21 protein-coding genes are annotated in these 24,404 nt (G+C 62.4%); 9 read left to right on the forward strand and 12 right to left on the reverse strand.

Annotated elements, in window-relative coordinates; translation table 11 throughout:
* The first annotated feature begins 7 nt into the window (after window positions 1-7).
* The 3 genes from LWE61_RS04585 to LWE61_RS04595 all read left to right on the forward strand — a co-directional run bounded on the left by LWE61_RS04585 (window position 8) and on the right by LWE61_RS04595 (window position 6,074).
* Complete coding sequence (locus tag LWE61_RS04585; RefSeq protein WP_234148852.1) at window positions 8-3,166, forward strand: efflux RND transporter permease subunit; 3,159 nt, start codon at window positions 8-10, stop codon at window positions 3,164-3,166.
* A gap of 113 nt (window positions 3,167-3,279) precedes the next feature.
* Entirely contained in the window at window positions 3,280-4,557 is a 1,278-nt protein-coding gene (locus LWE61_RS04590; protein ID WP_234148853.1) for a DUF445 domain-containing protein, read from the forward strand.
* A 227-nt stretch (window positions 4,558-4,784) separates the two neighbouring features.
* The gene (locus LWE61_RS04595; protein WP_234148854.1) at window positions 4,785-6,074 is read left to right on the forward strand and encodes an adenylosuccinate synthase; all 1,290 of its coding nucleotides are present in this window, start codon (window positions 4,785-4,787) and stop codon (window positions 6,072-6,074) included.
* A gap of 124 nt (window positions 6,075-6,198) precedes the next feature.
* Here the strand turns inward: LWE61_RS04595 and gph are convergent, their stop codons facing one another.
* Entirely contained in the window at window positions 6,199-6,870 is a 672-nt protein-coding gene (gph, locus tag LWE61_RS04600; RefSeq protein WP_234148855.1) for a phosphoglycolate phosphatase, read from the reverse strand.
* A gap of 155 nt (window positions 6,871-7,025) precedes the next feature.
* Here gph and glmU point away from each other — a divergent pair, with 155 nt between their 5' ends.
* From glmU to LWE61_RS04625, 5 genes are all read left to right on the forward strand, one after another.
* On the forward strand, window positions 7,026-8,315 hold the full coding sequence (glmU, locus tag LWE61_RS04605) for a bifunctional UDP-N-acetylglucosamine diphosphorylase/glucosamine-1-phosphate N-acetyltransferase GlmU (protein WP_234149068.1): 1,290 nt from the start codon (window positions 7,026-7,028) through the stop codon (window positions 8,313-8,315).
* A 147-nt stretch (window positions 8,316-8,462) separates the two neighbouring features.
* Window positions 8,463-9,281, forward strand: coding sequence for a VOC family protein (locus LWE61_RS04610; protein ID WP_234148856.1), 819 nt, complete (start codon window positions 8,463-8,465; stop codon window positions 9,279-9,281).
* A gap of 113 nt (window positions 9,282-9,394) precedes the next feature.
* Window positions 9,395-10,357 carry an alpha/beta hydrolase gene (locus LWE61_RS04615; protein ID WP_234148857.1) on the forward strand — a complete coding sequence of 321 codons (963 nt, stop codon included), beginning with the start codon at window positions 9,395-9,397 and terminating at the stop codon, window positions 10,355-10,357.
* A gap of 8 nt (window positions 10,358-10,365) precedes the next feature.
* Entirely contained in the window at window positions 10,366-12,192 is a 1,827-nt protein-coding gene (gene glmS, locus LWE61_RS04620; protein WP_234148858.1) for a glutamine--fructose-6-phosphate transaminase (isomerizing), read from the forward strand.
* Between the two features lie 84 nt (window positions 12,193-12,276).
* Entirely contained in the window at window positions 12,277-12,465 is a 189-nt protein-coding gene (locus LWE61_RS04625; protein ID WP_234148859.1) for a flagellar FlbD family protein, read from the forward strand.
* A gap of 156 nt (window positions 12,466-12,621) precedes the next feature.
* Here the strand turns inward: LWE61_RS04625 and LWE61_RS04630 are convergent, their stop codons facing one another.
* The 8 genes from LWE61_RS04630 to LWE61_RS04665 all read right to left on the reverse strand — a co-directional run bounded on the left by LWE61_RS04630 (window position 12,622) and on the right by LWE61_RS04665 (window position 20,581).
* Window positions 12,622-13,086 carry a vgr related protein gene (locus tag LWE61_RS04630; RefSeq protein WP_234148860.1) on the reverse strand — a complete coding sequence of 155 codons (465 nt, stop codon included), beginning with the start codon at window positions 13,084-13,086 and terminating at the stop codon, window positions 12,622-12,624.
* 329 nt (window positions 13,087-13,415) lie between these two features.
* Window positions 13,416-14,408, reverse strand: a complete 993-nt coding sequence (locus LWE61_RS04635; protein ID WP_234148861.1) for a type II secretion system F family protein — start codon at window positions 14,406-14,408, stop codon at window positions 13,416-13,418.
* A 3-nt stretch (window positions 14,409-14,411) separates the two neighbouring features.
* Window positions 14,412-15,404 (reverse strand): type II secretion system F family protein, encoded by a 993-nt coding sequence (locus tag LWE61_RS04640; RefSeq protein WP_234148862.1) that lies wholly within the window; start codon window positions 15,402-15,404, stop codon window positions 14,412-14,414.
* A 44-nt stretch (window positions 15,405-15,448) separates the two neighbouring features.
* Window positions 15,449-16,792 (reverse strand): AAA family ATPase, encoded by a 1,344-nt coding sequence (locus tag LWE61_RS04645; protein WP_234148863.1) that lies wholly within the window; start codon window positions 16,790-16,792, stop codon window positions 15,449-15,451.
* Window positions 16,793-16,802: 10 nt separating this feature from the next.
* Window positions 16,803-17,486, reverse strand: a complete 684-nt coding sequence (locus LWE61_RS04650) for a CpaD family pilus assembly lipoprotein (RefSeq protein ID WP_234148864.1) — start codon at window positions 17,484-17,486, stop codon at window positions 16,803-16,805.
* Between the two features lie 13 nt (window positions 17,487-17,499).
* A complete protein-coding gene (locus LWE61_RS04655) occupies window positions 17,500-19,065 on the reverse strand; it encodes a type II and III secretion system protein family protein (protein WP_234148865.1) in 1,566 nt (521 codons plus the stop codon).
* Between the two features lies 1 nt (window position 19,066).
* Window positions 19,067-20,053 carry a Flp pilus assembly protein CpaB gene (cpaB, locus tag LWE61_RS04660; protein ID WP_234148866.1) on the reverse strand — a complete coding sequence of 329 codons (987 nt, stop codon included), beginning with the start codon at window positions 20,051-20,053 and terminating at the stop codon, window positions 19,067-19,069.
* A 54-nt stretch (window positions 20,054-20,107) separates the two neighbouring features.
* Complete coding sequence (locus LWE61_RS04665) at window positions 20,108-20,581, reverse strand: A24 family peptidase (protein WP_234148867.1); 474 nt, start codon at window positions 20,579-20,581, stop codon at window positions 20,108-20,110.
* Between the two features lie 121 nt (window positions 20,582-20,702).
* Between LWE61_RS04665 and LWE61_RS04670 the strand changes: the two genes are divergently transcribed.
* Complete coding sequence (locus LWE61_RS04670) at window positions 20,703-21,833, forward strand: NAD(P)/FAD-dependent oxidoreductase (RefSeq protein WP_326490600.1); 1,131 nt, start codon at window positions 20,703-20,705, stop codon at window positions 21,831-21,833.
* Between the two features lie 31 nt (window positions 21,834-21,864).
* Here LWE61_RS04670 and rnhA read toward each other — a convergent pair whose 3' ends face one another.
* From rnhA to ispH, 3 genes are read right to left on the reverse strand one after another with little or no spacing between them, the layout of a single operon-like run.
* The gene (rnhA, locus tag LWE61_RS04675) at window positions 21,865-22,305 is read right to left on the reverse strand and encodes a ribonuclease HI (RefSeq protein WP_234148868.1); all 441 of its coding nucleotides are present in this window, start codon (window positions 22,303-22,305) and stop codon (window positions 21,865-21,867) included.
* Window positions 22,302-23,297, reverse strand: coding sequence for a homoserine kinase (gene thrB / locus LWE61_RS04680; protein ID WP_234148869.1), 996 nt, complete (start codon window positions 23,295-23,297; stop codon window positions 22,302-22,304). The genes rnhA and thrB overlap by 4 nt, the downstream gene beginning before the upstream one ends.
* An 11-nt stretch (window positions 23,298-23,308) precedes the next feature.
* Window positions 23,309-24,283 (reverse strand): 4-hydroxy-3-methylbut-2-enyl diphosphate reductase, encoded by a 975-nt coding sequence (gene ispH, locus LWE61_RS04685; RefSeq protein WP_234148870.1) that lies wholly within the window; start codon window positions 24,281-24,283, stop codon window positions 23,309-23,311.
* Between the last annotated feature and the right edge of the window lie 121 nt (window positions 24,284-24,404).

The raw sequence follows: 24,404 nt of genomic DNA on the forward strand, positions 1-24,404 counted from the left end.
CGGACCAATGGATTTCCGTAACATCTCGGCATGGTGCATCCGCAATCCGGTGCCCCCTATCGTGTTCTTCGTGGCCTTGTGCGCGGCGGGCGTGATGGCCTTTATCCGCATGGATATTCAGGCTGAGCCAGACATCGATTTTCCCGCCGCGATGGTGATAGTATCGCAGCCGGGCGCTGCGCCTGCCGAACTGGAAACCCAGGTGACGCAGCGGGTGGAAGCGGCGGTTCGCTCCCTCCAGGGCATTGACGAACTGAACTCTACTATCACGGAGGGTTCCAGTCGCACGATGGTCCAGTTCGCGCTGGGCACACCGATCGATCGCGCTGTTACCGATATTCGGGACAAGATGTCGCAAATCCGTTCCAACCTGCCCGAAGGCATTTTGGAGCCGCAAGTTATTCGCCTGTCTACATCGGGTAACGTCCTCGCCTTCTACAAGGTGGAGGCGACGGATATGACGCTGGAGCAGTTGAGCTGGTTCGTCGACAATACTGTCGCTCGTCGTCTTCAGGCAATCGCTGGCATGGGCGATGTGACGCGGGCAGGCGGGGTAAGCCGTGAAATCCGTATCATCCTCGACCCGCTGCGGATGCAGTCGTTGGGCCTGACAGCGACGCAGGTCAACCAGCAACTGCGGCAGGTCAACATCAATGCTGCGGGTGGATTGACCCAGGTCGCCGGGGCGGAGCAGTCTGTTCGCGTGTTGGGCAACGCCGCCACGGCGGCGCAACTTGCCGAAGTGCAGATCGCCATCGGCAACGGTCGCACGGTCGCGTTGAAGAATATTGCGAAGGTGCGCGATCTGTATGCTGAGCAGCGTGGCCTGACCAAGTCGGGCGGCCGTGAAGTGCTGTCCTTCGGTATCGAGCGGGCCAAGGGTGAATCTGACGTCACCGTCTATGATGAAGCGGAAAAAGTTCTTAATGAACTTCAGAAGGAAAATCCGAAAGTTAAGATTTCGGTTCTCTTCACCAATGTCGGATATACGAAGGAACAGTATAAGTCTGCCATCCATGCATTGATTGAAGGTGCTGTTCTGGCTGTTGTCGTGGTGTTCCTGTTCCTTCGGGACTGGCGGGCGACGATCATCTCCGCATTAGCGATTCCGATGTCGGCCATTCCGGCCTTCTGGTTCATGGATATGCTCGGCTTTTCGCTGAATAGCCTGACCCTGCTTGCACTCAGCCTCGTCGCGGGCGTGCTGGTCGATGACGCCATCGTGGAGATCGAGAATATCGTCCGCCACATGCGGATGGGTAAAACTGCGTTTCAGGCCAGTATCGACGCCGCGGATGAGATTGGCCTTGCGGTCGTCGCCACGACTAGCGTCATCGTCGCCGTCTTCCTGCCGGTTGCGCTGATGCCGGGCGTATCAGGCGAATTTTTTAAGAATTTTGGCCTGACCGTGGTTAGTGCCGTGCTTGTCAGTCTGGCCGTGGCGCGCATGATTACACCAATGCTCGCCGCCTATTTCCTCAAGGCGCACGGCACCGCGGAGCATGGCGGTGGCAAACTGATGGACTGGTACATGATCGTGCTGCGCTGGGCGCTGGATGATACCAAGCGGCGGGCTATTGTCCGTACCAAATATGGCAACATCTGGCGCGTCCGGGCGCTGTTCGCCGACCATCGCATCTGGATGATGGGCATTGCGACGCTGGGCCTGCTCCTTACCGTCCTGACTTTCTCGCAATTGCCCATGACGTTCCAGCCGGATGCCAACATGCATACGTCCCGCATCGCGATCAAGCTGGTGCCGGGCTCGACGCTGGAGCAGACGGAAGCGGTGACGGACAAGGTCGCCACCATGATGGCGCGTGATCCGATCGTGGAAAGCACCTTCTCCAACATCAAGGTCGGTAATTCTACTGTTTTCCTTAATCTGAAGCATAACCGCAAGATTACCAGCCAGCAGTTCGAGCGCGCCCGCGCGCCCGCTCTCTTGCGCATCCCTGACGCCCAGATTGCCTTTACCTCCATGCACAGTGCGGGTGGTGGCACGCAGCGGCCTATCGGCGTGACGTTGGGCAGCGACGATCCGGTGTTGTTGCAAGAGACGATGAATCGCCTGTCGAGCGAAATGCGCGGCGTGCGTGAAGTCGTGGCCCCGCGGATCGAAGGCAATCTCCAGCGACCGGAGATTATTCTGAAGCCGCGCTTCGACCTCGCTGCCCAGTTCGGCGTCACGACCTCCGCGCTTAGTAATGCGGTGCGCATCGCGACATTGGGCGATATTGAACAGAATATGGCGAAATTCTCTCTGCATGACCGGCAGGTGCCGATCCGGGTGTCGGTGGATGAGGATGCGCGCAAACGGTTCGACTTTATCCGCAATCTGCCTGTCCAGACGACGACTGGCAGCTCTGTCCCACTAAGCTTGGTCGCCGATATTGGCTTTGGAGCAGGTCCGACGCAGATCGACCGTAATAACCAGATGCGCCAGATCACCATTGGCGCTGATCTGGCCCCAGGGGTCGTATCGGGGGAGGCGCAAAAGAAGATTGATGCGCTGCCGGCGCTCAAGAACCTACCCGCAGGCATTACCCGCATTGTGCTGGGCGCGAGCAAGTGGCAGGCGGAACTGGTGGTGAATTTCGTCATCGCCGTCTGCGTGGGCGTGCTGATGGTCTTTGCCGTCCTCGTCCTGCTTTACCGCACCGTTATGCCGCCGTTCGTCAACATGGGGTCGCTTCTGCTCGCGCCGCTGGGTGGTGGTATCGCACTACTCGTGACGGGTTATCCCATCTCGTTGCCGGTGTTCATCGGACTGCTCATGCTGCTGGGCATCGTCGGCAAGAATTCGATCCTCCTGGTCGATTTCGCGCTGGAGGAAATGGCCAAGGGCGTGACCAAGCGCGATGCGATAATCGACGCCGGGCACAAGCGGGCACAGCCCATCGTGATGACCACGGTGGCGATGGTGGCGGGTATGCTGCCCACTGCGTTAGCTCTTTCGGGCGACGGCGCATGGCGTGCGCCCATGGGTATCACCGTGATCGGTGGTCTGACGCTCTCCACCCTGCTCACCCTGTTGATCGTACCGCCAAGCTTCAGCCTTGCCATAGGTTTCGAACGGTGGGTTGGTCCGCACTTGCGCAAGAGGTTGCTGACCTATGAGCCGGGGGACGAAGATGGCCGGCCTGCGCCACACGCGGCAGAATAGGAGGCGACGGACAGGCTTGCATGGACGGCCAGCCTTTTTGCTGTGTGGTGAGAAGCAAGGCTGCCCGTACGATCCTTACCCCGTCATTCCGCTTGCGCCATGAAACCCTAAACATGACCGCACGTTCCGCATCCATGGCCTCTCCCGTTTCTTCGTCCGGTGGTCGCTCCATGCGGATCATCGCGACCTGTCTGCTGATTGCGATGGCCGCCGTCTATGGTCTGGCGCGTTGGGGCGAAACGACTCATGCGGCCGATTTGGGTCCATGGATCGGCTATGTGCGTGCCTTTGCAGAGGCGGCGATGGTCGGCGGATTAGCAGACTGGTTCGCGGTGACGGCGCTGTTCCGCCATCCGCTCGGGGTGCCCATCCCGCATACCGCCATCATCCCACGTAACAAGGATCGGATAGGCGATACGCTGGCCCTGTTCCTGCGCGACAATTTCCTGACTCCGGCGGTGGTCGCCCGCCGCATGGTGCGGCTGGACATGGCAGGGGCGGCGGGTCGTTTCCTAGCCGCACCGCCGGACGTGGATGGTCGCCTGCGCCGCGGCGCCTCGCGCCTGCTTGCGGACGTCATGGACGCGTTGGACGATGAGCGACTGGGAATTATGGTCAAGGGTGCGATCGCTCAGCGCCTGCGCGCGGTCGATTTCGCGCCGATGATCGGTCAGGCGCTGGACGCCGCCATCCGTGAAGGGCGGCATGAGCCGGTCATGCAGGCGATCATCACCTGGGCATCTCGCACGCTGGACGCCAATGCTGTGCTGATCCGGCAGATGGTGCATGATAAGGCGGGTGCTATAGTGCGCTGGACCGGGCTGGACGAGACATTGGCCAATGCTATCCTCTCCGGGTTGCAGAAGATGTTGGCGGAGGCGGCTGCCGATCCTCAGCACAGCCTGCGCATCAAGGCAATGGAGGGCATCGAAAGCCTCGCTCACCGCCTTCAGCATGAACCGGAGATGCAAGGGCGCATCGGCCGTGTGCGCGACGAGATCATCGGGAACCCTGCCATGCAGGCGTGGATGGAGAGCCTGTGGCGACAGGCGCGGGAGGCTTTGCTCCGGTCAGCGCGCGATCCGCGCACGGCGCTGGCGGGGCGGTTCGGTGACATGCTGCGCCAACTGGGGACGATGCTGGAGGAGGATGCGACGGTCCGTCTGCTCCTCAACCGCTTTGCCCGGCGAGTGGCGGTGGGTACGGCTGCCTCTTACGGCGATGCGATCGTGCGGCTGGTTAGTGAGACGGTTCGGGGCTGGGATGCGCAGACGATCACTAACCGGTTGGAACAGGCGGTTGGCCGCGACCTGCAATATATCCGCATTAACGGCACGCTGGTTGGTGGGCTGGTAGGGGTCATCATTCATGCCGTCGGGCGACAGTTTTAGGGAGGGCGATCGTGGATCGGCCTCCTGCCGATCGAAGCGATAAAAGAATGGGCACCCTCTTCCTCTCATGGGCAAGAGAGGGCTGTCCGGCGATCCGCTGCTTGACTTCGTAAGGTGCCTGACCTAACCGCCTCGCCGGTCCGGGCGTCAGCCCCTCATCCCACCCTGCCGCCGAGTCCTGTCGAAGGGCGGCCAGGGTCCGCTCGGCAGGGCGAGGACGTATATCCATGGCAAATGTAACCGTTATCGGCGCTCAGTGGGGCGACGAAGGCAAGGGCAAGATCGTCGACTGGCTGGCCAGCCGCGCGAATGTGGTCGTTCGCTTTCAGGGCGGACATAATGCCGGTCACACGCTGGTTGTGGGTGACAAGACTTACAAGCTGTCGTTGCTCCCGTCGGGCATCGTGCGTGGCACGCTGTCGGTCATCGGCAATGGTGTCGTCCTTGATCCCTGGCATTTCCGCGAGGAGGTCGCGAAGCTGAAGGGACAGGGCGTCGACGTGAACACCGATAATCTGCACATCGCGGAAACGGTGCCGTTGATCCTGCCGATTCATCGCGATCTGGATGGTCTGCGTGAGGATGCGAGCGGCGCGGGCAAGATCGGCACCACCCGCCGCGGTATCGGTCCTGCCTATGAGGACAAGGTCGGCCGCCGCGCGATCCGCCTGTGCGACCTTGCTCATCTCGATGACCTCGGCCCACAACTGGACCGCATTTGCGCGCACCATGATGCGCTGCGCGCCGGTTTCGGTGAGCCGCCGGTGGATCGTCAGCGCCTGCTCGACGATCTGGCCGAAATTGCGGACTATATCCTGCCTTACGCAAAGCCTGTGTGGGTGACGCTGAACCAGGCGAAAAAGCGCGGCGACCGCATTCTGTTCGAGGGTGCGCAGGGTGTTCTGCTCGACGTCGATCATGGCACGTATCCGTTCGTCACCTCGTCCAATACCATCGCGGGCACGGCGTCGGGCGGATCGGGCCTTGGCCCGTCCTCGGTCGGTTTCGTGCTTGGTATCGTCAAGGCCTACACCACGCGCGTCGGTGCCGGTCCTTTCCCCAGCGAACTGGAGGATGAGGTCGGCCAGCGGCTGGGCGAGCGGGGTCATGAGTTCGGCACGGTGACGGGACGCAAGCGTCGTTGCGGCTGGTTCGACGCTGTATTGGTGCGCCAGTCGGCGGCGGTTTCCGGCATCACTGGCATTGCGCTGACCAAGCTCGACGTTCTGGACGGGTTCGAGACGCTCGCCATCTGTGTCGGTTATGATGTGGACGGCAAGCGGTACGATTATCTGCCGCCGCACCCGCAGGATCAGGCGAAGGCCGTCCCTGTCTATGAAACTATGGACGGTTGGCAGGAAACAACGGCGGGTGCTCGTAGCTGGGCCGACCTGCCAGCGCAGGCGATCAAATATATCCGCCGTATCGAGGAATTGATCGAGTGCCCCGTGGCCCTCGTCTCCACTTCGCCGGAGCGGGATGACACCATATTGGTGCGTGATCCATTCCAAGATTGACGCAGTTTACAGCCGAATAGAAGGCCCCGGTTCTCCGGGGCCTTTTTATAGCGATGATGGGTTGGGCAGGATGATGGCGGGTCGGGGCGTAATGAGCTTTGCTTTCCTGTCCTTTGCCTTGGCATCAACGGTTGGTCCATTCCTCTACCAGCGGGACAAGTTCTCCAAATTCCTGGATCAGGGCGTCTGCGCCCAGTTCTGCCGGATCGCCTTCGACATAGCCGAAGCTGACCGCGACGCTCGCCACGCCCGCAGCCCGTGCTGCCAATATGTCATTGTCGCTGTCGCCTACGAACAGCGTCCGTCCGCCGCCCGCAGTATCAATCATCGCCAGTAGCGGTGCCGGGTCTGGCTTGAGCTGGGGGGTGGTATCGCCACCCACGATAGCGACGAAATGATGTGCCATACCCAGTTCCGCCAGTACGAGTCGGGCCAGCCGCTCGATCTTGTTGGTGCAGACGGCGAGACGATAGCCACGCGCGGACAGGCCTTCCAGTGCCGCGACAACGCCCGGATAGGGGCGGCTGAGATCGGCAATGTGCGCCTCATAATGGGCGATCACGATCGGATAAAGTTGGTCGATCAGCGTTTGTGGCGCATCTCCGGTGGCGGCGAGGGCGCGGGCCAGCATGATTCTTGCCCCTCGGCCAACCATCTTCTGCACATCTGTCACAGGTAACGGGTTGCGCCCGATGGTGCCCAACGCATGATTAAGCGCCATGGCCAGATCGCCACTGGTGTCCAGTAATGTGCCGTCGAGGTCGAAACCGATGAGATCGAAGGGGCGTACAGTCATGTGCGCCGCATGCCGCTCGATTGTGGAAGTGGCAACCTAAACATGGCAGAGACAGCGGCAGACATCTGATTCAGCCGTAAGGATCCTCCGTGAACCAACGCTCCTCCGCCCGTCCTGTTGCCATCGTCATCCTTGCCGCCGGACAGGGCACGCGCATGAAGTCGGGCCTGCACAAGGTGCTGCATCCCATTGCGGGGCGGCCCATGCTGTTACATCTTCTCGCTGCGACCGAGGCGCTTTTCCCGGAGCGTACCGTGATCGTCGTCGGGTCGGGCCGAGAACAGGTGGAAAAGGCCGTTGCGGGTCGTGGCGTGGATATTGCCGTACAGGCGGAGCAACTGGGCACTGGCCATGCCGTCGCGCAGGCGAAGGAGGCTCTCCATGGCTTTGCGGGGGATGTGCTGATCCTTTATGGCGATGTGCCGCTGGTTCGGGCGGAGACGATGAAGGCGATGCTGGAGCGGCTCAACCGGGGCGACGAGCCGCGCGCTGTGGTGTTGGGCTTCCGGCCGGAACAGGCAGGCGCCTATGGCCGGATCATCGCAGACGGGCAGGGCGTGATCGAGAAGATGGTGGAATATAAGGATGCCACTGCGACCGAACGCGCCGTGACCCTGTGCAACAGCGGCCTGATGGCGGTGCATGCCGCGGAACTGTTCGTGCTGCTGGACATGGTGGGCAATGATAATGCGGCGGGCGAATATTATCTCCCTGACATTGTCATGATGTCGGGAGCGCAAAGCGCGGTGATCGAGACGGACGCCATCGAGGTGGCGGGCGTCAACAGCCGTATCGAACTGGCCGCTCTGGAACGGGCCTGGCAGGAGCGGCGGCGCGACGAGGCAATGCTGGACGGTGTGACATTGGTCGCGCCGGACACGGTCTTCTTCTCCCATGACACAGTTCTGGGCCGGGATGTGACCGTGGAGCCGAATGTGGTGTTCGGTCCCGGTGTCGTCGTGGAGGCAGGCGCGGTCATTCATGCCTTCTCCCATCTGGAGGGCGCGACGGTGCATGGCGGCGCGGACATCGGTCCCTATGCCCGGCTGCGACCGGGCGCGGACATTGGTGAGGGCGCGAAGGTCGGCAATTTCGTAGAGATCAAGAAGTCCACACTGGCCAAAGGTGCGAAGGCCAATCACCTCAGTTACATTGGCGACGCGCAAGTGGGCGAGGGCGCCAATATCGGCGCGGGAACGATCACCTGCAACTATGATGGCTTCGGCAAATATAAAACGGTGATTGGTGCAGGGGCGTTCATCGGCTCCAACAGTGCGCTGGTCGCGCCGGTCAGCATTGGCGCGGGCGCAATAGTTGGCGCGGGCAGCACGTTGACAGCGGACGTTTCCCCCGATTCTCTGGTGCTGGTACGCCCGGCTCAGGTGGAGAAGGCGGGCTGGGCCACGCGGTTCCGGGACAGGATGCGGGCGCTCAAGGGGGCATAGCGTCGGTCCACGTGGCTCGGTACCTGTCAGCCTGTGTCGGGGCATCGAAAACAGCGACCGTTCACGTCCTTCCATTCTCCTTGTAACGCCCATTGCGGTAGTGTGCTCTCCCGGTACAACAGATGGCAAAGGGAGAAGGGAGCTATAGTGCCGCAATCGATAGAGCCTGTGCGCGTCAACCATATCAACATGGTGCTGGCGGATTTCGATGCCAGCATTGCGCATTTTCGCGACCTTTATGACGCCGATTTTCTGGCGGACTATCCGCAGAAAGAATGGCATGCAGGGCTGTTCGAAATGGGCGGTGTGATCTTCGAACCCTTCGTACCGCCAGCCTGGTTACTCAATGCGCGCCATGGCCCCTACTATCTGGGTATTGAATATCAGGCGGATATGGAGGCAGTGCGTGCCGCCATCGCCGACCATGGCATCCGCATCGTGCGGGACATCTGCTTGGCGGTCCATACCCATCCAACGGACACGCTGGGCGTCGCTTTTGAATTTTATGACGGCTCCTTCCATGACCGGACGTGGGACATGCTCGGCGGTACCATGAAACCAGCCAGTTATTGGCGCGATGAGCATGGACTGGGGCTGACTGGGCTGAAGGTCGTCACTATCGTTGTCGAAGATATGGAGGTGGCCAGCGGTTTTCTGACCAGTTTCCTGTCGGCTCGACTGCTCTATGATGAGGTGCGTTTGGCGGCCGGGGCGCAGGCGCGCGGTTTCCAGGTTGCAGATTCGGTCGTTGAACTGTTGGTGCCAACGGGAGCGGGACCGATCCGCTGGCATCTGGACCGTCATGGGCCGGGGATACGCTCGACCGTGCTGAGCGTGCGGGACATCGATCAGGCGCGCCGCTATTTCGCCGCACGGGGCATGGACCTGGTGCCCGGTGATCGGCCGGATTCTGTGGCTGTCCCGGCGGAGGCAAACATGGGCGTGATGATGGAGTTTGCCGCATGATGCCGCTCAGCCAGATTGCACCGGAACTGCGTGCCGCGACGCGTCGTATGTCGATCCCTCTGCCGTTCGGTAGTCGGTGGGGGCGCGCATAGCTGCGCAAGCTATTCGCGCTGGTGCCGCAGATCCGACAGAAGGATGTGCGGATCGATACGCCGTCGGGAACGCCGGTACCGCTGCGCATCTATGAGCCATGGGAGGCTCAGGCGGACCCGCAGGCCGGGCTGGGCGGCGCGCTCTTGTGGATTCATGGCGGTGGGTATGTGATCAGCGGCCCGGCGCAGGACGATGCGTTTTGTATCGCAGTGGCGCGCGAACAGGGTCTTGTCGTTGTCAGCGTCGATTACCGGCTGGCGCCTGAGCACCCCTTTCCTGCTCCTCTGGTCGATTGCCATTCGGCCTGGACATGGATGCAAGCGCAGGCCGTCGCGCTGGGTATCGATCCGGCACGCATCGCTATCGGCGGACAAAGTGCGGGTGGCGGGTTGGCGGCGGCTCTGGTGCAACAGGTGCATGACGAGGGTGGCCCGCAGCCGGTGGCGCAATGGTTGTTCTGCCCGATGATCGACGACCGTACGGCAGCGCGCATCGATCTGGACCAGATCGGCCATCGCTTGTGGAGCAATCGGAACAACCGGACTGGATGGGAGGCCTATCTGGGACGTGAGCCGGGCGCTGTCGATCCGCCTCCTTATGCTGCGGCTGCGCGGCGCACCGATCTGGCGGGCTTGCCCCCGGCGTGGATCGGGGTGGGGACCGTCGACCTCTTTTGTGAGGAGGATCGCGTCTTTGCCGACCGGCTGCGTGAGGCGGATGTCGATGTGACGTTTCGGCTCGTGGACGGCGCTCCCCATGGGTTTGAGTCATGGGCATCGGGCACTGATATCGCGCAAGCCTATCTGGTCGAGGCGCGTGCCTGGCTTTACGAGCGGCTAGTGGTGCAGTCTCCAGCGACAGCTGGGGTTGATGAACAGTTGCAGTCGAGGCTGGCCATTCATCTTTTGCAAAGCAACAGAGGTGCATTGCTCTGCGTAGCGCCGCCTCCTACAGGGGGCTACAGCCAGCATTTCAGGGGGTAAGCCGAGCCATGTGTGGAATCATCGGAATCGTGGGGCGCGAGGATGTGGCGGACCGGTTGCTCGACGGGCTGAAGCGGCTCGAATATCGTGGTTATGATTCGGCTGGCATTGCTACGCTGCATAGCGGCATAATTGACCGGCGCCGAGCTGAGGGCAAGCTGGTCAATCTGGGTAAGGAACTGAGCAGCGATCCCCTGCCCGGCAGCATCGGCATTGCGCATACCCGCTGGGCGACGCATGGCGCGCCTACGACCAGCAATGCCCATCCCCATGCCACGGACGAGGTGGCACTGGTCCACAATGGTATCATCGAGAATTTCAAGCCGCTGCGCGAAGAGTTGCAGGGGCGTGGCCGTGTCTTCACCAGCGAGACTGACACAGAGGTCGTCGCCCATCTGGTGAGCGAGGCGATCGAGGCGGGCGTGTTACCGGAGGAAGCGGTGAAGGCTGTGTTGCCTCGCCTGCACGGTGCTTTCGCACTCGCAATCCTGTTCCGCCAGCATCCTGACTTGCTTATCGGCGCGCGGCTTGGTTCCCCTCTGGTGCTTGGCTATGGCGATGATGGCGAGACTTATCTGGGATCGGACGCTCTGGCGCTGGCGCCGCTGACGCAGAAGATCGCCTATCTGGAGGAGGGCGATTGGGTCGTCATCACCCGCGAAGGCGCGAAAATCTTTGATAAGGATAATGTGCCCGTCGAGCGGCCTGTCACCCTGTCTGGCGTGTCCGGTGCGATGATCGACAAAGGCAATCATCGCCACTTCATGCTCAAGGAAATCTATGAGCAGCCGGTGGTGGTTGCGCAGACACTGAAAAGCTATCTCCAGCGCATGGAAGAGCGCGTGACGCTGCCGATCCCCGATTTCGATCTGGGTAGCATCCGCCGTGTCACCATCGTCGCTTGTGGCACCAGCTTCTATGCGGGCATGGTCGCCAAATATTGGTTCGAGCAGTTTGCGCGTGTCGCCGTCGACCTCGATGTCGCGTCGGAGTTCCGTTACCGCACTCCGGTGATGGAGGAGGGCGGCCTTGCCTTGTTCATCAGTCAGTCAGGCGAGACGGCGGATACGCTGGCCGCGCTGCGCCATGCCAAGAATGAAGGACAGAAGATCGCTGTTGTCGTCAATGTGCCGACCAGCACCATGGCGCGGGAAGCGGATCTTCTTCTCCCCACCCATGCAGGGCCAGAAATCGGCGTGGCATCGACAAAGGCCTTTACCTGCCAGCTTGCTGTGCTGGCGGCTCTCGCCGCGAATCTGGCCCGTGCCAAGGGTCGCCTGAGTGCGGCAGAGGAAAAGGACATCGTTCGTCACCTCGCCGAAGCGCCCGCCGCACTCAACGCCGCGCTGGCCTATGACGAGATGATCGAAGGCATGGCCCATCATGTCGCAGCGGCGCGGGACGTGCTTTATCTGGGACGCGGCACCGACTATCCGCTGGCGCTGGAAGGTGCGCTGAAACTCAAGGAAATCAGCTATATTCATGCCGAGGGCTATGCTGCGGGCGAGATGAAACATGGTCCCATCGCGTTGATCGACGATGCCGTCCCGGTGATTGTGATTGCGCCGTCCGGCCCCCTGTTCGACAAGACGGTCAGCAACATGCAGGAAGTGCAGGCGCGCGGCGGCAAGGTTGTGCTGATCTCCGACTATGACGGGGTACAGGCGGCTGGCGACGGTTGCCTTGCGACCATTACCATGCCCAAGGTGCATCCGCTGATCGCGCCACTGGTCTATGCGGTGCCGGTGCAATTGCTGGCCTATCATGTGGCGGTGGCGAAGGGCACCGATGTCGATCAGCCGCGTAATCTGGCGAAGAGCGTGACGGTGGAGTGAACTGGCGCTTTTCGGCGTGAAATCGCTCTGGCGCAATTTTCCAAAACCATTAGGCTGGCAGGAAACGAAGCAGGAGAGAGCATCATGTTCGTGAAGTTCGTCAGCGCCGACAGAGTCCCCGTGGCGGTCAATGCGGCACAGATTTCCTTCATTTCCTGCATGTCGGATGGCACCCGTATCCGCTTTGGCGAAGGGCGTAGTGTTACCGTCGTCGAGCCGATTGATGAGGTGATCGATCGGTTGAACCGGACGCAACAGTTACCTGAAGGATAGTGGGGATCGATACGAGCGCGTAGCTGACGGACTTCCTCGTAGTGGATCGGAAGCGGTTAGTGTAACGGCACGAACAGATTTTTCCTGGATTCCACCAACAGTTGGGATCTGTTGCCGTTACGCTGAAGGCTCGACATTGCTGCAATAGATCTCCGATCAGATTCGGGATGTGGGGTAGTAATGGGTGTGCGTCACTCCCCCTTTCCCTTTCTCCCTGAACGGTAACAACGCCTCATAGGCTTCCAGCCCCGGCTTGCCTGGGACGGTGACGCCATGACGCAGAAGATGTGCATGGCCCACGATTTCCGCCTGCTGTTCGATTCCATAGCGGTCGAATGGCTGACCCGGTTCGATAACATAGTCGTAGCGGCAGAAGGGATGGCGCATCAGCGGCAGATACCAGCGGCCGCGTGTCTGCGCCTGCCAGACATGGGTCATTTCGTGAAGGAAGAAAGCCTGCATGGGAATCGAGGATTCCCCAAAGCAGGCACACCAGGCCGCGCTGCCGGGGGGAAAGTGTAGATGGCCCATCGGCGCCATGGTGATATGTCGAGGCTGGAATGGCCACCAGCGCCAGCGCCGGATTCGAACTGGATCGGGGGCCAGTGCGGCGCCGAACATGCCCCGGACCAACGCCCGTTCCAGCAGAGTTAGCGGGCGTTCCTCTCTCATGCACAGCAAGATGGATGCAATGCCGTGCAGTAGCTAGAGAAAAGTCGCGAAAATGGGGACGACCAGCATTGCTATGCATAGCAGGATCAACGCAACGATCCAGTTATAGGGCTGCGGGAGTCCCTGCATGCCGCGCCTCATGGCGATTGCGTGGAAAGGCTGACGCCGGACAATGGGACAGCAAGGTGCATTTACATGCTCCGTAGAAGGGACATGAGGTCTTCTAGACGATTTGCATGCTTATGGCCATCGAGCGATGGGCCATGAATAAACCAGGATCAGAAAGCCTTGCTGATCGAACAGGCGGCCGGGCCCAAAATGACGACGAATAGCGTCGGCAAGATGAAGAGAATCAGCGGCACGGTCATGATCGCGGGCAAGCGCGCGGCCTTTTCTTCGGCGCGCATCATGCGTTCATGACGGAACTCGGCGGACAGGACGCGCAGAGCTGAGGCCAGCGGGGTGCCATATTTCTCCGTCTGGATCATGGTTGTGACCACGCCCTTCAGCTGTTCCAGTCGCACGCGCTGCGCCAGATTTTCGAAGGCCAGACGGCGTTCGGGCTGGAAGCTCAGTTCGATGGAGGTGAGGTGGAATTCCTCTCCCAGTTCGGGGTAGGCATTGCCCAATTCGCGCGCGACGCGGGAAAAGGCGGCATCGACTGTCAGGCCCGCTTCTGCGCAGATCACGAGCAGGTCGAGCGCGTCTGGCACGCCCTTGCGGATTTCGGCCGACCGCTTGGACACTTTATTCTCGATATAGATGTCCGGCGCCTTGTATCCGCCTAGCAGCGCACCTGCGAACATGCCGAATTTCGACATGTCACCATAGGTTGGGAACATGTCGAACACATAAATGGCGAGCGCCGCGCCGCCGCCCATCACGACGGGTAAGACCATACGGGCAAAGATGACGGCAACCGCCCAATCCTTCGATCGAATGCCCGCTTGCGCTAGCTTGATCTGTACCTGCTTGAGCTGGTCGTCCTGGAGAACCTTGAGGTTCTTCATCAGGTCGCGCATGCGGTCGGTGGTATCGTTCTGGTGAACGATCTTGGTGCGGCGCTTGCTGGTCGATGCGGCGATGCCCGCCTTGAGCTGTTCGCGGCGCTCGTTCAGCGCCTTGACCCGCTTGGCCATCGGATCGCGCACTGTGCTGGCCGCATAGATGGCAACCAGTACCGCCAGCATCGCCAGCGCGGCCATGATCGTGCCAATGTCGGCGCCGGTCAGGCCGAGGAGCGTTCCGCCGGGAGAAGAGGTGTCAGGCATGCATCAAATCTCGAAATTGATCATCTGGGCCATGATGAAGACGCCGATGCCCATCCAGCACATGCCGCCGATACCGATGAGCTGCATCAGGCCAAGGCCGAACAACCCTGTTGGATCGGGCGTGAAGAAAGGCGTCATATAGGTAAAGTTGATCCAGGAGATCAGCGCGAAGACAAAGAAGGGTAGTGAGCCGATGATATAGGCGGATGCCTTCGATTCCGACGACATTGCGCGGATCTTGAGCTTCATCTGGGCGCGTTGGCGCAGCACACCACCGAGGTTGGCGAGCGTTTCGGCCAAGTTGCCACCCGTCTCGCGTTGGATCGCGATGGTGATGCAGAAGAATTTGAATTCCGGCGTGCCGAGACGCTCCGCCGTTTCCAGCATCGACTGTTCCATCGACTTGCCGATCTTGACCCGTTCGGTGATGAGGCGGAACTCCTCACCGACCGGCCCTGCCAGTTCTCGCGCCACGACGCCCATGGTGTCGCTGACCGGCAGGCCTGACCGCAGCCCGCGCACCAGCAGGTCGAGTGCATCGGGGAAGGTTGCCGTAAACTTGTCCACGCGCTTGTTGATCATGCGGCCGACGATCTTGTGCGGCAGGCCAAAGCCGATCGTGATCGACATGAGCATGGAGGCGAGGAGGGAGAAGCCCCGCAACTGCATCAATATCAATATGACAATGGCCAGCGCGCAGCATGTCGACATATATTGGCTGAGCGTCCATTTCCGGCCGGTCATCTGGATGCGTTTGGCCAGTGTTTCCGGGTTGGGGATCAGCGAGACCAGAAACAGGTTCTTTTCCGTCGGCCGGTTGGAAATGGCACGCCGCATGCGCGCCTCCACCGAGTTGACGGCACCATTGTGCCGACCCTGTATGTCGGTTAGGCGACGGCTGCCGTTGCGCGATGCGCTCGGCCCCATGAAGGCAAGTGCGATCATCCCGATCAGGAGCAGGAGAAGCAGGGCGAGAAGGATGAGCCGAAAGTCCATCGCCTAAATTCCGTCCTCGGAGGATCGCATACCCTGTGCCATGGTCAGTTCTTGTTGTCCGACTTTGCGGCCTTCGGTGCCTTGGTCCGATTGGGCAGCAGTTTCTTGAGGCCGTCGAGCCGTGCCGCGAGGGACAGGCTGGGCTTGGCCGCAGCATCGGAGACAGAAGTTTTGGCGGCCTTGCCCTTGGCGGGCTTGGCGTCTGGTTCGGGCGCACCAATGTCGCCGCTCAGGATCAGCTTGCCGATCTGCACGAGAGATTGACCCAGCTTGGTGGAGCGCGCAGCGTCGCTAACTGCCTTGCCCAGCCGCGCGGCTTGGCTGGACGCCTTGGCGTCATAGGGGATCAGCAGGTCGATCTTGCGCTCGATGGACTGTTCGAAATCCTTGCGCGCGATTTCCTGCACGCCAGCCTGCACCTTGTTGGCGACGACCAGAATACGGGCTTGTGGCGCATTGCTCTTGAACCAAGCGAGCAGTCGAATGGTGTCGCGCGCCGCCGCCAGCGAAAATTCGGTGACGAGGACGATCACACCCGAATCGTGCAACAGATGCGGATGGTGGATCATCACGTTGCGCGGAATGTCGACGACATTACATTCGAACGCGCCGCGCAGTTCTTCCTGCAAATGATGATAGGCCGCGCCGTCGGTCAGGATCGGTTGGTTGACCGGGGCCTCGGCCGACAGGATGGCAAGCATGTCCGACGCGCGGACCATCGCCCGTTCGATGAACAGGCCGTCGATGCGGCCCGGATTCTCGATGGCGTCGGTCAGGCCGCGGCCTGGTTCCAGGTCCAGCGCGAGCGCGCCGGTACCGAAATGCACGTCGAGGTCGAGGAGCGAGGTGAGGCGCTTTTCCCGTTCCGAAAGATACCAGGCAAGCGAGGTCGCCACGGTGCTGGCGCCGACACCGCCGCGCGCTCCAACGACGCTGACCGTGATATGGGGGCGGTCCACGACCGCCTCGACGCGGGGCGCGTGGAACACGGCCTGGGCGGTCGCGATGGTGTCGCGCAGATGATCGGGGTCGAGCGGCTTGAGCAGATAGTCCTGGATTCCGCTGGCGATCAGGTCGCGGTATAGACGCACGTCATTGACCTGCCCGCAACTGATGACGACAGTGCCCGGCTCGCACACTTCGGCGAGGCTGTTGATGTCGTTGAGCGGGTCGCCTGACTCGGACAGGTCGACGAACAGTACATTGGGGCTGGCCGCGATGGACAGCGACTGGACGGCGTTGCGCAGGCCGCCGAGGCAGACCTTTTCGATGGGCCAGCCCATGTCGTTGACGACGGCACGCAGCACTTCGACGCTGTGCGGATCGCTGACATAGGCATGGAACGGGTCGCGCGTGGAGGCGTCGAGCGGTTTCCAGGGGGCGTTCATGGCTGACCCTTCACTTCAGGTTGCTGCCGCCGCCGCCGGATGGCGCGGCGTTGCGGAAGGCGTTGACGGCGCGGCTGGCAGTTGCGCCACGGAATCGCGACTGGTTCTGGCGGCCCTGCACCAGATCCTCCGGATTGGCGATCATACCGGCGAGGTTACCATTGATTGCGCAGCCATATTCAGTGCTGAGGCCACCCTGAAGGTCCGCCTCGAAGCGGTTGCCCCAATTGGGGCAGGTTGGCACGCTGGCTGTGGAGCGGCTGACCACGATACGGACCGCGCCCGACGGGGCATCACCCACCGTGCGCGGGGCTGCGTCTGCCATCAACAGGCCATAGCGGCCGACGAGGTCGGATACAGCGCTGGACAGGCGGGCATTGGTATAGTCGCCGTCGCCCGCAATCGCGACCCGGTCGCCATAGCCAAGTTCGATGGCGTCGAACCAGTCGAGTAACCGTTGGCGTTCGTCACGCGAAAGGCCATTATAGCCGTCCGGGATGGCATCGAACACAAAATCGGTACGATGCACGACCGGTTGGTTGACCGATTCGAGACCGCGATTGACCGGTGCCTTCTTCTTGGCGGCGATAGCGGGCGCAGCGCCTGCCAGCGCGATGGTAATGATAATAGCCGTGGCGCGAAACGCGGGGCGGAGGCGGGAGGCCGGGGCGGCCTTGGTCAAGGTCAGGGACATGTCCATCCTCCGATCAGAAGCTGAAGCCGGGGGCGGCGTTTGCCTTGCCCGGTTTGCGCGGGGTGCCACCGGAAACCGGGGCGGCGGTGGAGTCGGCGGGGACGATCACGGGCGGCGCCAGCGTGGGTACGGGGCGCGGTTCGTTCGACTTGCTGTCATGCTGCATCGTGCCGAGATACCGTTGGGCGTCATTGGCGTTGCGATAGCCATCCGTCGGCAGCTTGATGTCGCGGGCGTTGACCGGCTTCACCAGATAAGGCGTCACAATAATCACCAGTTCCGTCTGACTGCGGCGGAAAGCCGATGACTTGAACAGATTGCCCAGGATCGGGATATCGCCGAGGAAAGGCGCCTTGTTGATGCTGTTGCTGTTTTCGGAGCGTAGCAGGCCGCCGATCATCATGCTCTGGCCCGATCCCATTTCGAGCGTTGTCTCCGCGCGCCGCGTCTTGACGCCGGGGATTGCGGTGCCTGAAATGGTGACGCCTGCGGTATAGTCGAGATCGGACACCTCCGGCCGCACGCGCATGGAGATGCGGCCATCCGCAAGCACCGTCGGCGTGAAGGCAAGGCTGACGCCGTAGGATTTGAACTCGACCGATGTCTGGCCCAACCCCGTGGACAATGGGATGGGCAGTTCGCCACCCGCCAGAAAACTGGCCGTTTCGCCCGAAAGCGCGGTCAGGTTCGGATTGGCGAGGGTGGTAGCAAGACCTTGATCTTCTGCCAGGTCGAGCGCGGCAAGGATGTTGAGGCCGAACAGGCTCGTGTCGGCGGCAATCGTCGTTCCCGACGTTTTCGATGGAATGCCGGTAAGGCCTTCTGAGCCGACCAGATTGGTGCCGGCAGCCAGAGAGCCGCCCGGATACCATTTTGGATTGTACATGGTGCGGCCACCGGAACCGAGGCCGAACTTGAAGCCGCTTGTATAATCCGCTGTCGCCAAATTCATGCCGATCGTCTTGCTGATCGTCTTGCTGACTTCCGCGATGCGCACCTGCAAATTGACGGCCAGTGGGGTCGCGGTCTTGAGGCGACTGATGACGGTCGTCTTGTCGCCAACGAACGCTGTGACAAGGCGCTCCGCCTCTGCGCTGTCCTCTGGTGTCGCGATGATGCCGGTCAGCAAGACCGTGTTGTTCAGCGTGCTGACCTGAATATCTGCATCCGGCATGGCGAGTCGGAGCATTTGGTCGATGCTGGTCAGATTATTGCCCACCCGCACGACGGCGCGATAGATGGGTTTGCCCGCTGTGTTGGTGACGGTCAGGTCGGTCTGGCCCGGTCCCTTGGGGATCAGATAGAGTTGCCGCGAGGAGCGGACATGGACGTCGACCACATCCGGGTTGGCGATGATGACATCGGACATGGGCGTGGCGAGGTTGATGACCTTGCTCTGGCCGAGGGACAGGAGTTGCACGCCATCGTCGCGCACCGCAGGCGCAGCGGGAGCGGTGGGCGCACGGCCGGCCGCGAGAGAGGGCAGGGGCGCTGCGGTCAGGATCAGCGCGGCACTGGCGGCCAGGCTGTTGCGGCCCAAGGACCGCAGTCCCATCGTCCGCAGAGTGGTCGATGTCATCTTACTTGCTCCCCACAGGAACCGGCGTCACGCTGGTTCCGCGTGCGACACGCACAACTTCGCCCTTTGCCGCACTCGCGGCCATGGCGGCGGCCGGATCGGCCGGTTTTGCGGGCACGGTGCGCCGCTGGAATTTCGAGACGTCGCCGCCGGTCGAGAAGGTGCGGCCCCGATCCATCGGGCGGTTGGCCAGCGATGCCAGCATTTCCTTCTCCGCCGTGGGATCATTGCCCTTAGGCGCCTGCACCTCGCCGGATGCCAGTGCGGCCTCCAGGTCGGATGTGCTGTCGGCCAGCGAACGCAGCGACAGCGAGATCGCGCCGAGCGTCTGGGCGACGGTGATCTTTTCCGCCATGCGCGGAGTCACTTCGATGGTGACGTTGGAGTAGCCCGCGACTACGGGGCGGCCATCCTCGCCCAGCGGATTGGTGCGCTGGTCGGTGGCGAGAACGCGCAGGTTGCGCAGTACCGTCTCCGAAACCTTGAGCGGTGGGCCGTCGCCACCACCGGCCACGGTCTGGGTCAGCATCATGTCGACTCGGTCGCCGGGAAAGATGAAGCCAGCTACGCTGGCCTGCATCTGCACGGGCAGGGTCACGGCGCGCATGCCGGGGGCCAGAGCGGCCGCCAGGAAGCCACGGTCGCCCGGCTGGATCAGCGCGCCCTGCGTCACAGGCTGGCCTGCCGAGATAGCGGTGCGGACGACGGAACCGACCAGCTTGCTCTGGTCGGCCTTGCCCTCGATGAAATAGGCGTTTTCGATCAGCTCTTCAGGCCAGGGCTGATAGCGGAATTCCTCCGGGCCGATGATGGTGCCGACCGGCAGTTGCTTGGTGGCGACAAGCACCTTCTGAAGCTGTTGCTGGGGCATGGCCGCAGCATCGGCCTGTGGCGCGGGTGCGCCCAGAAACATCGAGCGCGCCAGAAACGCGGCTGCGATGGCGATCACCAGAGCGCCTACCAGCAGAGCGATCTTCTTCGGTTCCATGACGACTTCAGCCTTCCCGACCAGCGGACGCAACCAGCGCCCGTTTCTCAATTCTTACGTAAATGCGTTAAAATAGGGTTCACCAATGACCCACAAGCCAGCTAGGCTAATGGCGACCCCATAAGGAACCTCCACCGCGCCGATCCGCCGGGTCGTCCGATGATGGACCACCGTGATGATGGTGATGACTCCGCCGAACAGCGCCATGAGCACCAGAAGCGACATCAGCGCCCCCGCAGGCAGCCAGAGTGCGATGGCGGCGAGCATTTTCACGTCGCCGCCGCCCATCGCCCCCATGGCGAACAGTGTCGCGAAAACAGCGAAGACGGCAACGCACAGCCCTAGTTGCAGTGCCATGTCGGGCCAATGCGACAGGCCCATACTCCACCAATAGACCGGGGCGAGCAGGGCGATCGCGGCGTTCAACCGATTGGAGATGATGCGTGCGCGCAGGTCCGTCACGGCTGCCCAGATGAGCAGGCCGGCAAGCGTGGCGAGAAGCAGCGAGGGCAGAAAATTCGGATACATCACATATCAGCTCTAGACCCTATGCCTTTCGAAATCGTAACCAGCCGTCGATGATGGGCATGAACGATTTCCTCAGAACTAGCAGCAGCCATGGGTGCGTCCGCCGATCGGGTGGATTCGTGTGAAGGAAGGCTGCGATATTTTGATCGTCGGCGGCGGCATGGCGGGCATGAGCATCGGAGCGCTGCTCGCCAATGAGGCCCGCGTCGTTGTGCTGGAGGCGGAAGAAGCGCCGGGCTATCATGCGACGGGGCGATCCGTGGCGTTCTGGACGGAAAGCTATGGTGGGCCTGCGGTACAGCCGCTGACGACGGCATCAGGAAGGATGCTTGTGCGGCCCGATTCCGATTTCAGCGAGACGAGTTTTCTGACCCCGCGTGGTGCCCTCCACATCGGCCCGGATAGTGCGATGGGGGAAGCGGATGCATTCGTGGACCTGTATGGTGGACAGGGCGTGGCGGTGGAGCGGGTGGGCCGCAGGACGCTGGCGCAGGCTGTGCCGGGTCTCTTGCCGGAGTGGACGGTGGGCGTGGCTGAGCCGAGCTGTGCGGACATTGATGCGTCGGCGTTGCTGGCCGCTTATCGCCGCCGACTGATGCAGCGAGGCGGAGTTCTGCGTTGTGGTGAGGCGTTCCGGTCCGCGCATCATGATGGACGCAACTGGACCGTGGAGACGTCCGGGGGCAGTCTGTCCTGCACAGTGCTGATCAATGCGGCGGGCGCCTGGGCCGATGATGTCGCGCGTCGGTCGGGCGTCACGACGCTGGGCATCCTGCCGTTGCGGCGGACGGTGGTGCAGGTGCGGACCGATCCGCCCGCGCCCGTCGATCTGCCACTGGTCATCGACCTGGCGGCGCGTTTCTACTTCAAGAGCGTGGGCGGTGGACGGCTGTGGCTGACCCCGCATGATGAGGTGCCGCAACTGCCCGGCGATGCCGCACCGGATGATCTGGCAGTCGCGACCGCTATCGACCGATTGCAACAGGTGGTGGAGTGGCGGGTGGCTGCGGTGGAGCGCAAATGGGCGGGGCTGCGCAGTTTCGCGCCGGACCGTGCGCCGGTCTATGGTTTCGACGCTCATGTCCCAAGTTTTTTCTGGTTCGCGGGGCAGGGAGGATTCGGCATTCAGACAGCGCCTGCCGCGGCGTTACTCGGCGCGGCCTTGGTGATGGCAACGGAGCCGGATACGGCGGTCGGGCATATTGACGTGGCGCCCTATGCCCCCGGTCGCTTTTCTTCACCGCTGGGTTGAGAAGGGCGTGACGGATTAAGATGTTGAGGCGTTAGCCCCGCATGGCGTCTGCGGCATCGCTGGCGAGACGGTCGGCGCGGTCGTTCTCCGGGTGGCCGCTATGGCCCTTGACCCACTTCCATTCGACCTGATGCGGTGAGGCGGCCTCCACCAGCGCCTGCCACAGTTCGACATTCTTGACCGGCTTGTTGTCGGCAGTGCGCCAGTTCTTGCGCTTCCAGCCATGGACCCATTTGGTGATGCCATCCATGACATATTTGCTATCGGTCGAGAGGATGACCGTGCAGGGCCGGGTGAGGGCGTTGAGGCCCTCGATCGCGGCCATCAGTTCCATGCGATTATTAGTGGTCAGCTTTTCGCCACCGGACAGTTCCTTCTCATGCTCGCCGAAGCGGATGAGCGTGCCCCAGCCACCGGGGCCGGGATTACCTTTACACGCGCCGTCAGTGAACAGGTGGACGGTGTCGCTCATGGGCGCGCCTCCACCGACGCGCCGAGCAGGCTGTCGGCGCTGGCGGCGGCGTAGAAGTCGAGGCGGCGCAGATAGGCGAGCGGATCCTTGCGCGTCACCATCGCGTCGGCGGGCGTGTTGATCCAGTCATAGGCGCGCGTCAGGAGGAAGCGGATCGCAGCGCCCCGGCAGAGGGTGGAGAAGGCCGCGCGTTCCTCGGCCGAGAGCGGTAGCAGCGACTGATAACCCGCGACCAGAGCCTCGCCCCGGTCCGCGTGATAGGTTGCGCCATCGCCGTCGAAGCACCAGGCCCCATGTATGACGGCGAGGTCATAGGCGCGGATGTCCGTGCAGCTGAAATAGAAGTCGATCAGGCCCGTCACCCGTTCACCCAGCATCAGCACATTGTCGGGGAACAGGTCGGCGTGGATGACCGAGCGGGCGAGCCGGTCGGGCCATGCGGCGGTCAGATGGGCGAGTTCGTCCGTGACCCGTGCTTCCAGCCCCGGCGCGATGCTGTCGAGGTCGCCGTCGCAGGAGGCGGCCAGCGGCTGCCAGCCGTCGATGCCGAGATCATTGTGGCGGGCACCCACGAAATCCGCCGCCGCGCGGTGTAGTTCCGCCATGGCGCGACCCGCCGCAAAAGCCTGCCCCGCCGTGGGTTCGGTCACGGAAACGCCGGTCAGAAATTCGATCAGGCAGGCGGGCCGACCGCACAGGGTCTTTACATGATGACCAACCGAATCGGGTATGAAACGGGGGACCGGGAGGCCCTTCGCGCCGAGGTGGTCGAGGAGGTCGATGAAGAAGGGCAGATCCTCCGGGTCGGTGCGATGTTCGTAGAGGGTCAGGATGTAGCGATGGCCAAGGCCATCCGAACCCGTTGTTTCCACAAGGAAATTGCTGTTGGAAACACCCTCCGCTATCCCCTTGGCGGAGATGAGCGTGCCGCAGTCATAATCGGCGAGGAAGTCGGCGAGCGCCTCTGCGGGCACGGCGGTATAGACGGCCATAATCTGTTCCTTCAGGCCGCTTCGAGGCCGCGTGGCAGCTTGAAAGCGACGGTTTCCTCCGCCGTTTTGACCTGTTCCTCGCGCACGTCGAAATGCTGGGCGAGGGCGTTCACCACTTCCCGCACCAGCACTTCGGGCGCGCTGGCCCCGGCGGTGAGGCCGAGCGTGTCGATCCCGTCCAGCCAGTCGATGGGGATTTCCGCCGCGCGCTGGATCAGCATGGCGCGCGCGCCGCCGCGTTCCGCGACCTCCACCAGACGCAGCGAGTTGCTGCTGTTGGGCGCGCCGATCACCAGCACGGCCTGCGCCCGCTCCGCAATCGCCTTGACCGCCGCCTGCCGGTTGGAGGTGGCGTAGCAGATGTCCTCCCCCTTGGGCGCGACAATGTCCGGGAAGCGGCGCTGGAGCACGGCCATGATCTGCGCCGTGTCGTCCACGGACAGGGTGGTCTGGGTCAGGAAGGCGAGGCCATTGGCATCGGCGGGCGGCACGAACGCCTCCGCATCCTCCACCGTCTCGATCAGGGTCATGGTGCCGTCGGGCACCTGCCCGAAAGTGCCGATCACCTCCGGATGCCCCTTGTGCCCGATGAAGGCGATATGGCGGCCGGCATCCATCTGCCGCTCCGCCTGCCGGTGCACCTTGGACACCAGCGGACAGGTGGCGTCGAGAAAGTCGAGGCCGCGCGACTCGGCATTCTGGGGCACGACTTTGGGCACGCCATGGGCGGAGAAGACGACGGGGCGGTCGTCGGGCACTTCGTCCAGTTCCTCGACGAAGATGGCGCCCTGTTCGCGCAGGCCGTCCACCACGAACTTGTTATGCACGATCTCGTGCCGGACATAGACGGGCGCGCCATATTTGGCGATGGCCCGCTCCACAATGGTGATGGCCCGGTCCACCCCCGCGCAAAAGCCGCGCGGCGCGGCGATGAGGAGGGTGAGGGGGCGGCGTCCCGAAGGGCCTGTTTGCGTGTCAGTCACCATGCGGCCCGCAATAGGGATTTGCGGCCTGCAAGGAAAGGCGGCTTGGCGCGAAAAGCGTCGGGTCGCATCGTCGTGCGAATCGCGGGGGGCTGCCAGCGCGACGACCGGGGCGGGGAGAGGG

The organism is Sphingobium sufflavum (genome assembly GCF_021403115.1).
Classification (GTDB): domain Bacteria; phylum Pseudomonadota; class Alphaproteobacteria; order Sphingomonadales; family Sphingomonadaceae; genus Sphingobium; species Sphingobium sufflavum.

Excerpts from the sequence above, each read along its gene's own strand:
- LWE61_RS04585 (WP_234148852.1), top strand. The coding sequence starts at position 8 with ATGGATTTCCGTAACATCTCGGCATGGTGCATCCGCAATCCGGTGCCC.
- LWE61_RS04590 (WP_234148853.1), top strand. The coding sequence starts at position 3,280 with ATGACCGCACGTTCCGCATCCATGGCCTCTCCCGTTTCTTCGTCCGGT.
- LWE61_RS04595 (WP_234148854.1), top strand. The coding sequence starts at position 4,785 with ATGGCAAATGTAACCGTTATCGGCGCTCAGTGGGGCGACGAAGGCAAG.
- gph (WP_234148855.1), bottom strand. The coding sequence starts at position 6,870 with ATGACTGTACGCCCCTTCGATCTCATCGGTTTCGACCTCGACGGCACA.
- glmU (WP_234149068.1), top strand. The coding sequence starts at position 7,026 with ATGAAGTCGGGCCTGCACAAGGTGCTGCATCCCATTGCGGGGCGGCCC.
- glmS (WP_234148858.1), top strand. The coding sequence starts at position 10,366 with ATGTGTGGAATCATCGGAATCGTGGGGCGCGAGGATGTGGCGGACCGG.
- LWE61_RS04625 (WP_234148859.1), top strand. The coding sequence starts at position 12,277 with ATGTTCGTGAAGTTCGTCAGCGCCGACAGAGTCCCCGTGGCGGTCAAT.
- LWE61_RS04630 (WP_234148860.1), bottom strand. The coding sequence starts at position 13,086 with ATGTTCGGCGCCGCACTGGCCCCCGATCCAGTTCGAATCCGGCGCTGG.
- LWE61_RS04635 (WP_234148861.1), bottom strand. The coding sequence starts at position 14,408 with ATGCCTGACACCTCTTCTCCCGGCGGAACGCTCCTCGGCCTGACCGGC.
- LWE61_RS04640 (WP_234148862.1), bottom strand. The coding sequence starts at position 15,404 with ATGGACTTTCGGCTCATCCTTCTCGCCCTGCTTCTCCTGCTCCTGATC.
- LWE61_RS04645 (WP_234148863.1), bottom strand. The coding sequence starts at position 16,792 with ATGAACGCCCCCTGGAAACCGCTCGACGCCTCCACGCGCGACCCGTTC.
- LWE61_RS04650 (WP_234148864.1), bottom strand. The coding sequence starts at position 17,486 with ATGTCCCTGACCTTGACCAAGGCCGCCCCGGCCTCCCGCCTCCGCCCC.
- LWE61_RS04655 (WP_234148865.1), bottom strand. The coding sequence starts at position 19,065 with ATGACATCGACCACTCTGCGGACGATGGGACTGCGGTCCTTGGGCCGC.
- cpaB (WP_234148866.1), bottom strand. The coding sequence starts at position 20,053 with ATGGAACCGAAGAAGATCGCTCTGCTGGTAGGCGCTCTGGTGATCGCC.
- LWE61_RS04665 (WP_234148867.1), bottom strand. The coding sequence starts at position 20,581 with ATGTATCCGAATTTTCTGCCCTCGCTGCTTCTCGCCACGCTTGCCGGC.
- rnhA (WP_234148868.1), bottom strand. The coding sequence starts at position 22,305 with ATGAGCGACACCGTCCACCTGTTCACTGACGGCGCGTGTAAAGGTAAT.
- thrB (WP_234148869.1), bottom strand. The coding sequence starts at position 23,297 with ATGGCCGTCTATACCGCCGTGCCCGCAGAGGCGCTCGCCGACTTCCTC.
- ispH (WP_234148870.1), bottom strand. The coding sequence starts at position 24,283 with ATGGTGACTGACACGCAAACAGGCCCTTCGGGACGCCGCCCCCTCACC.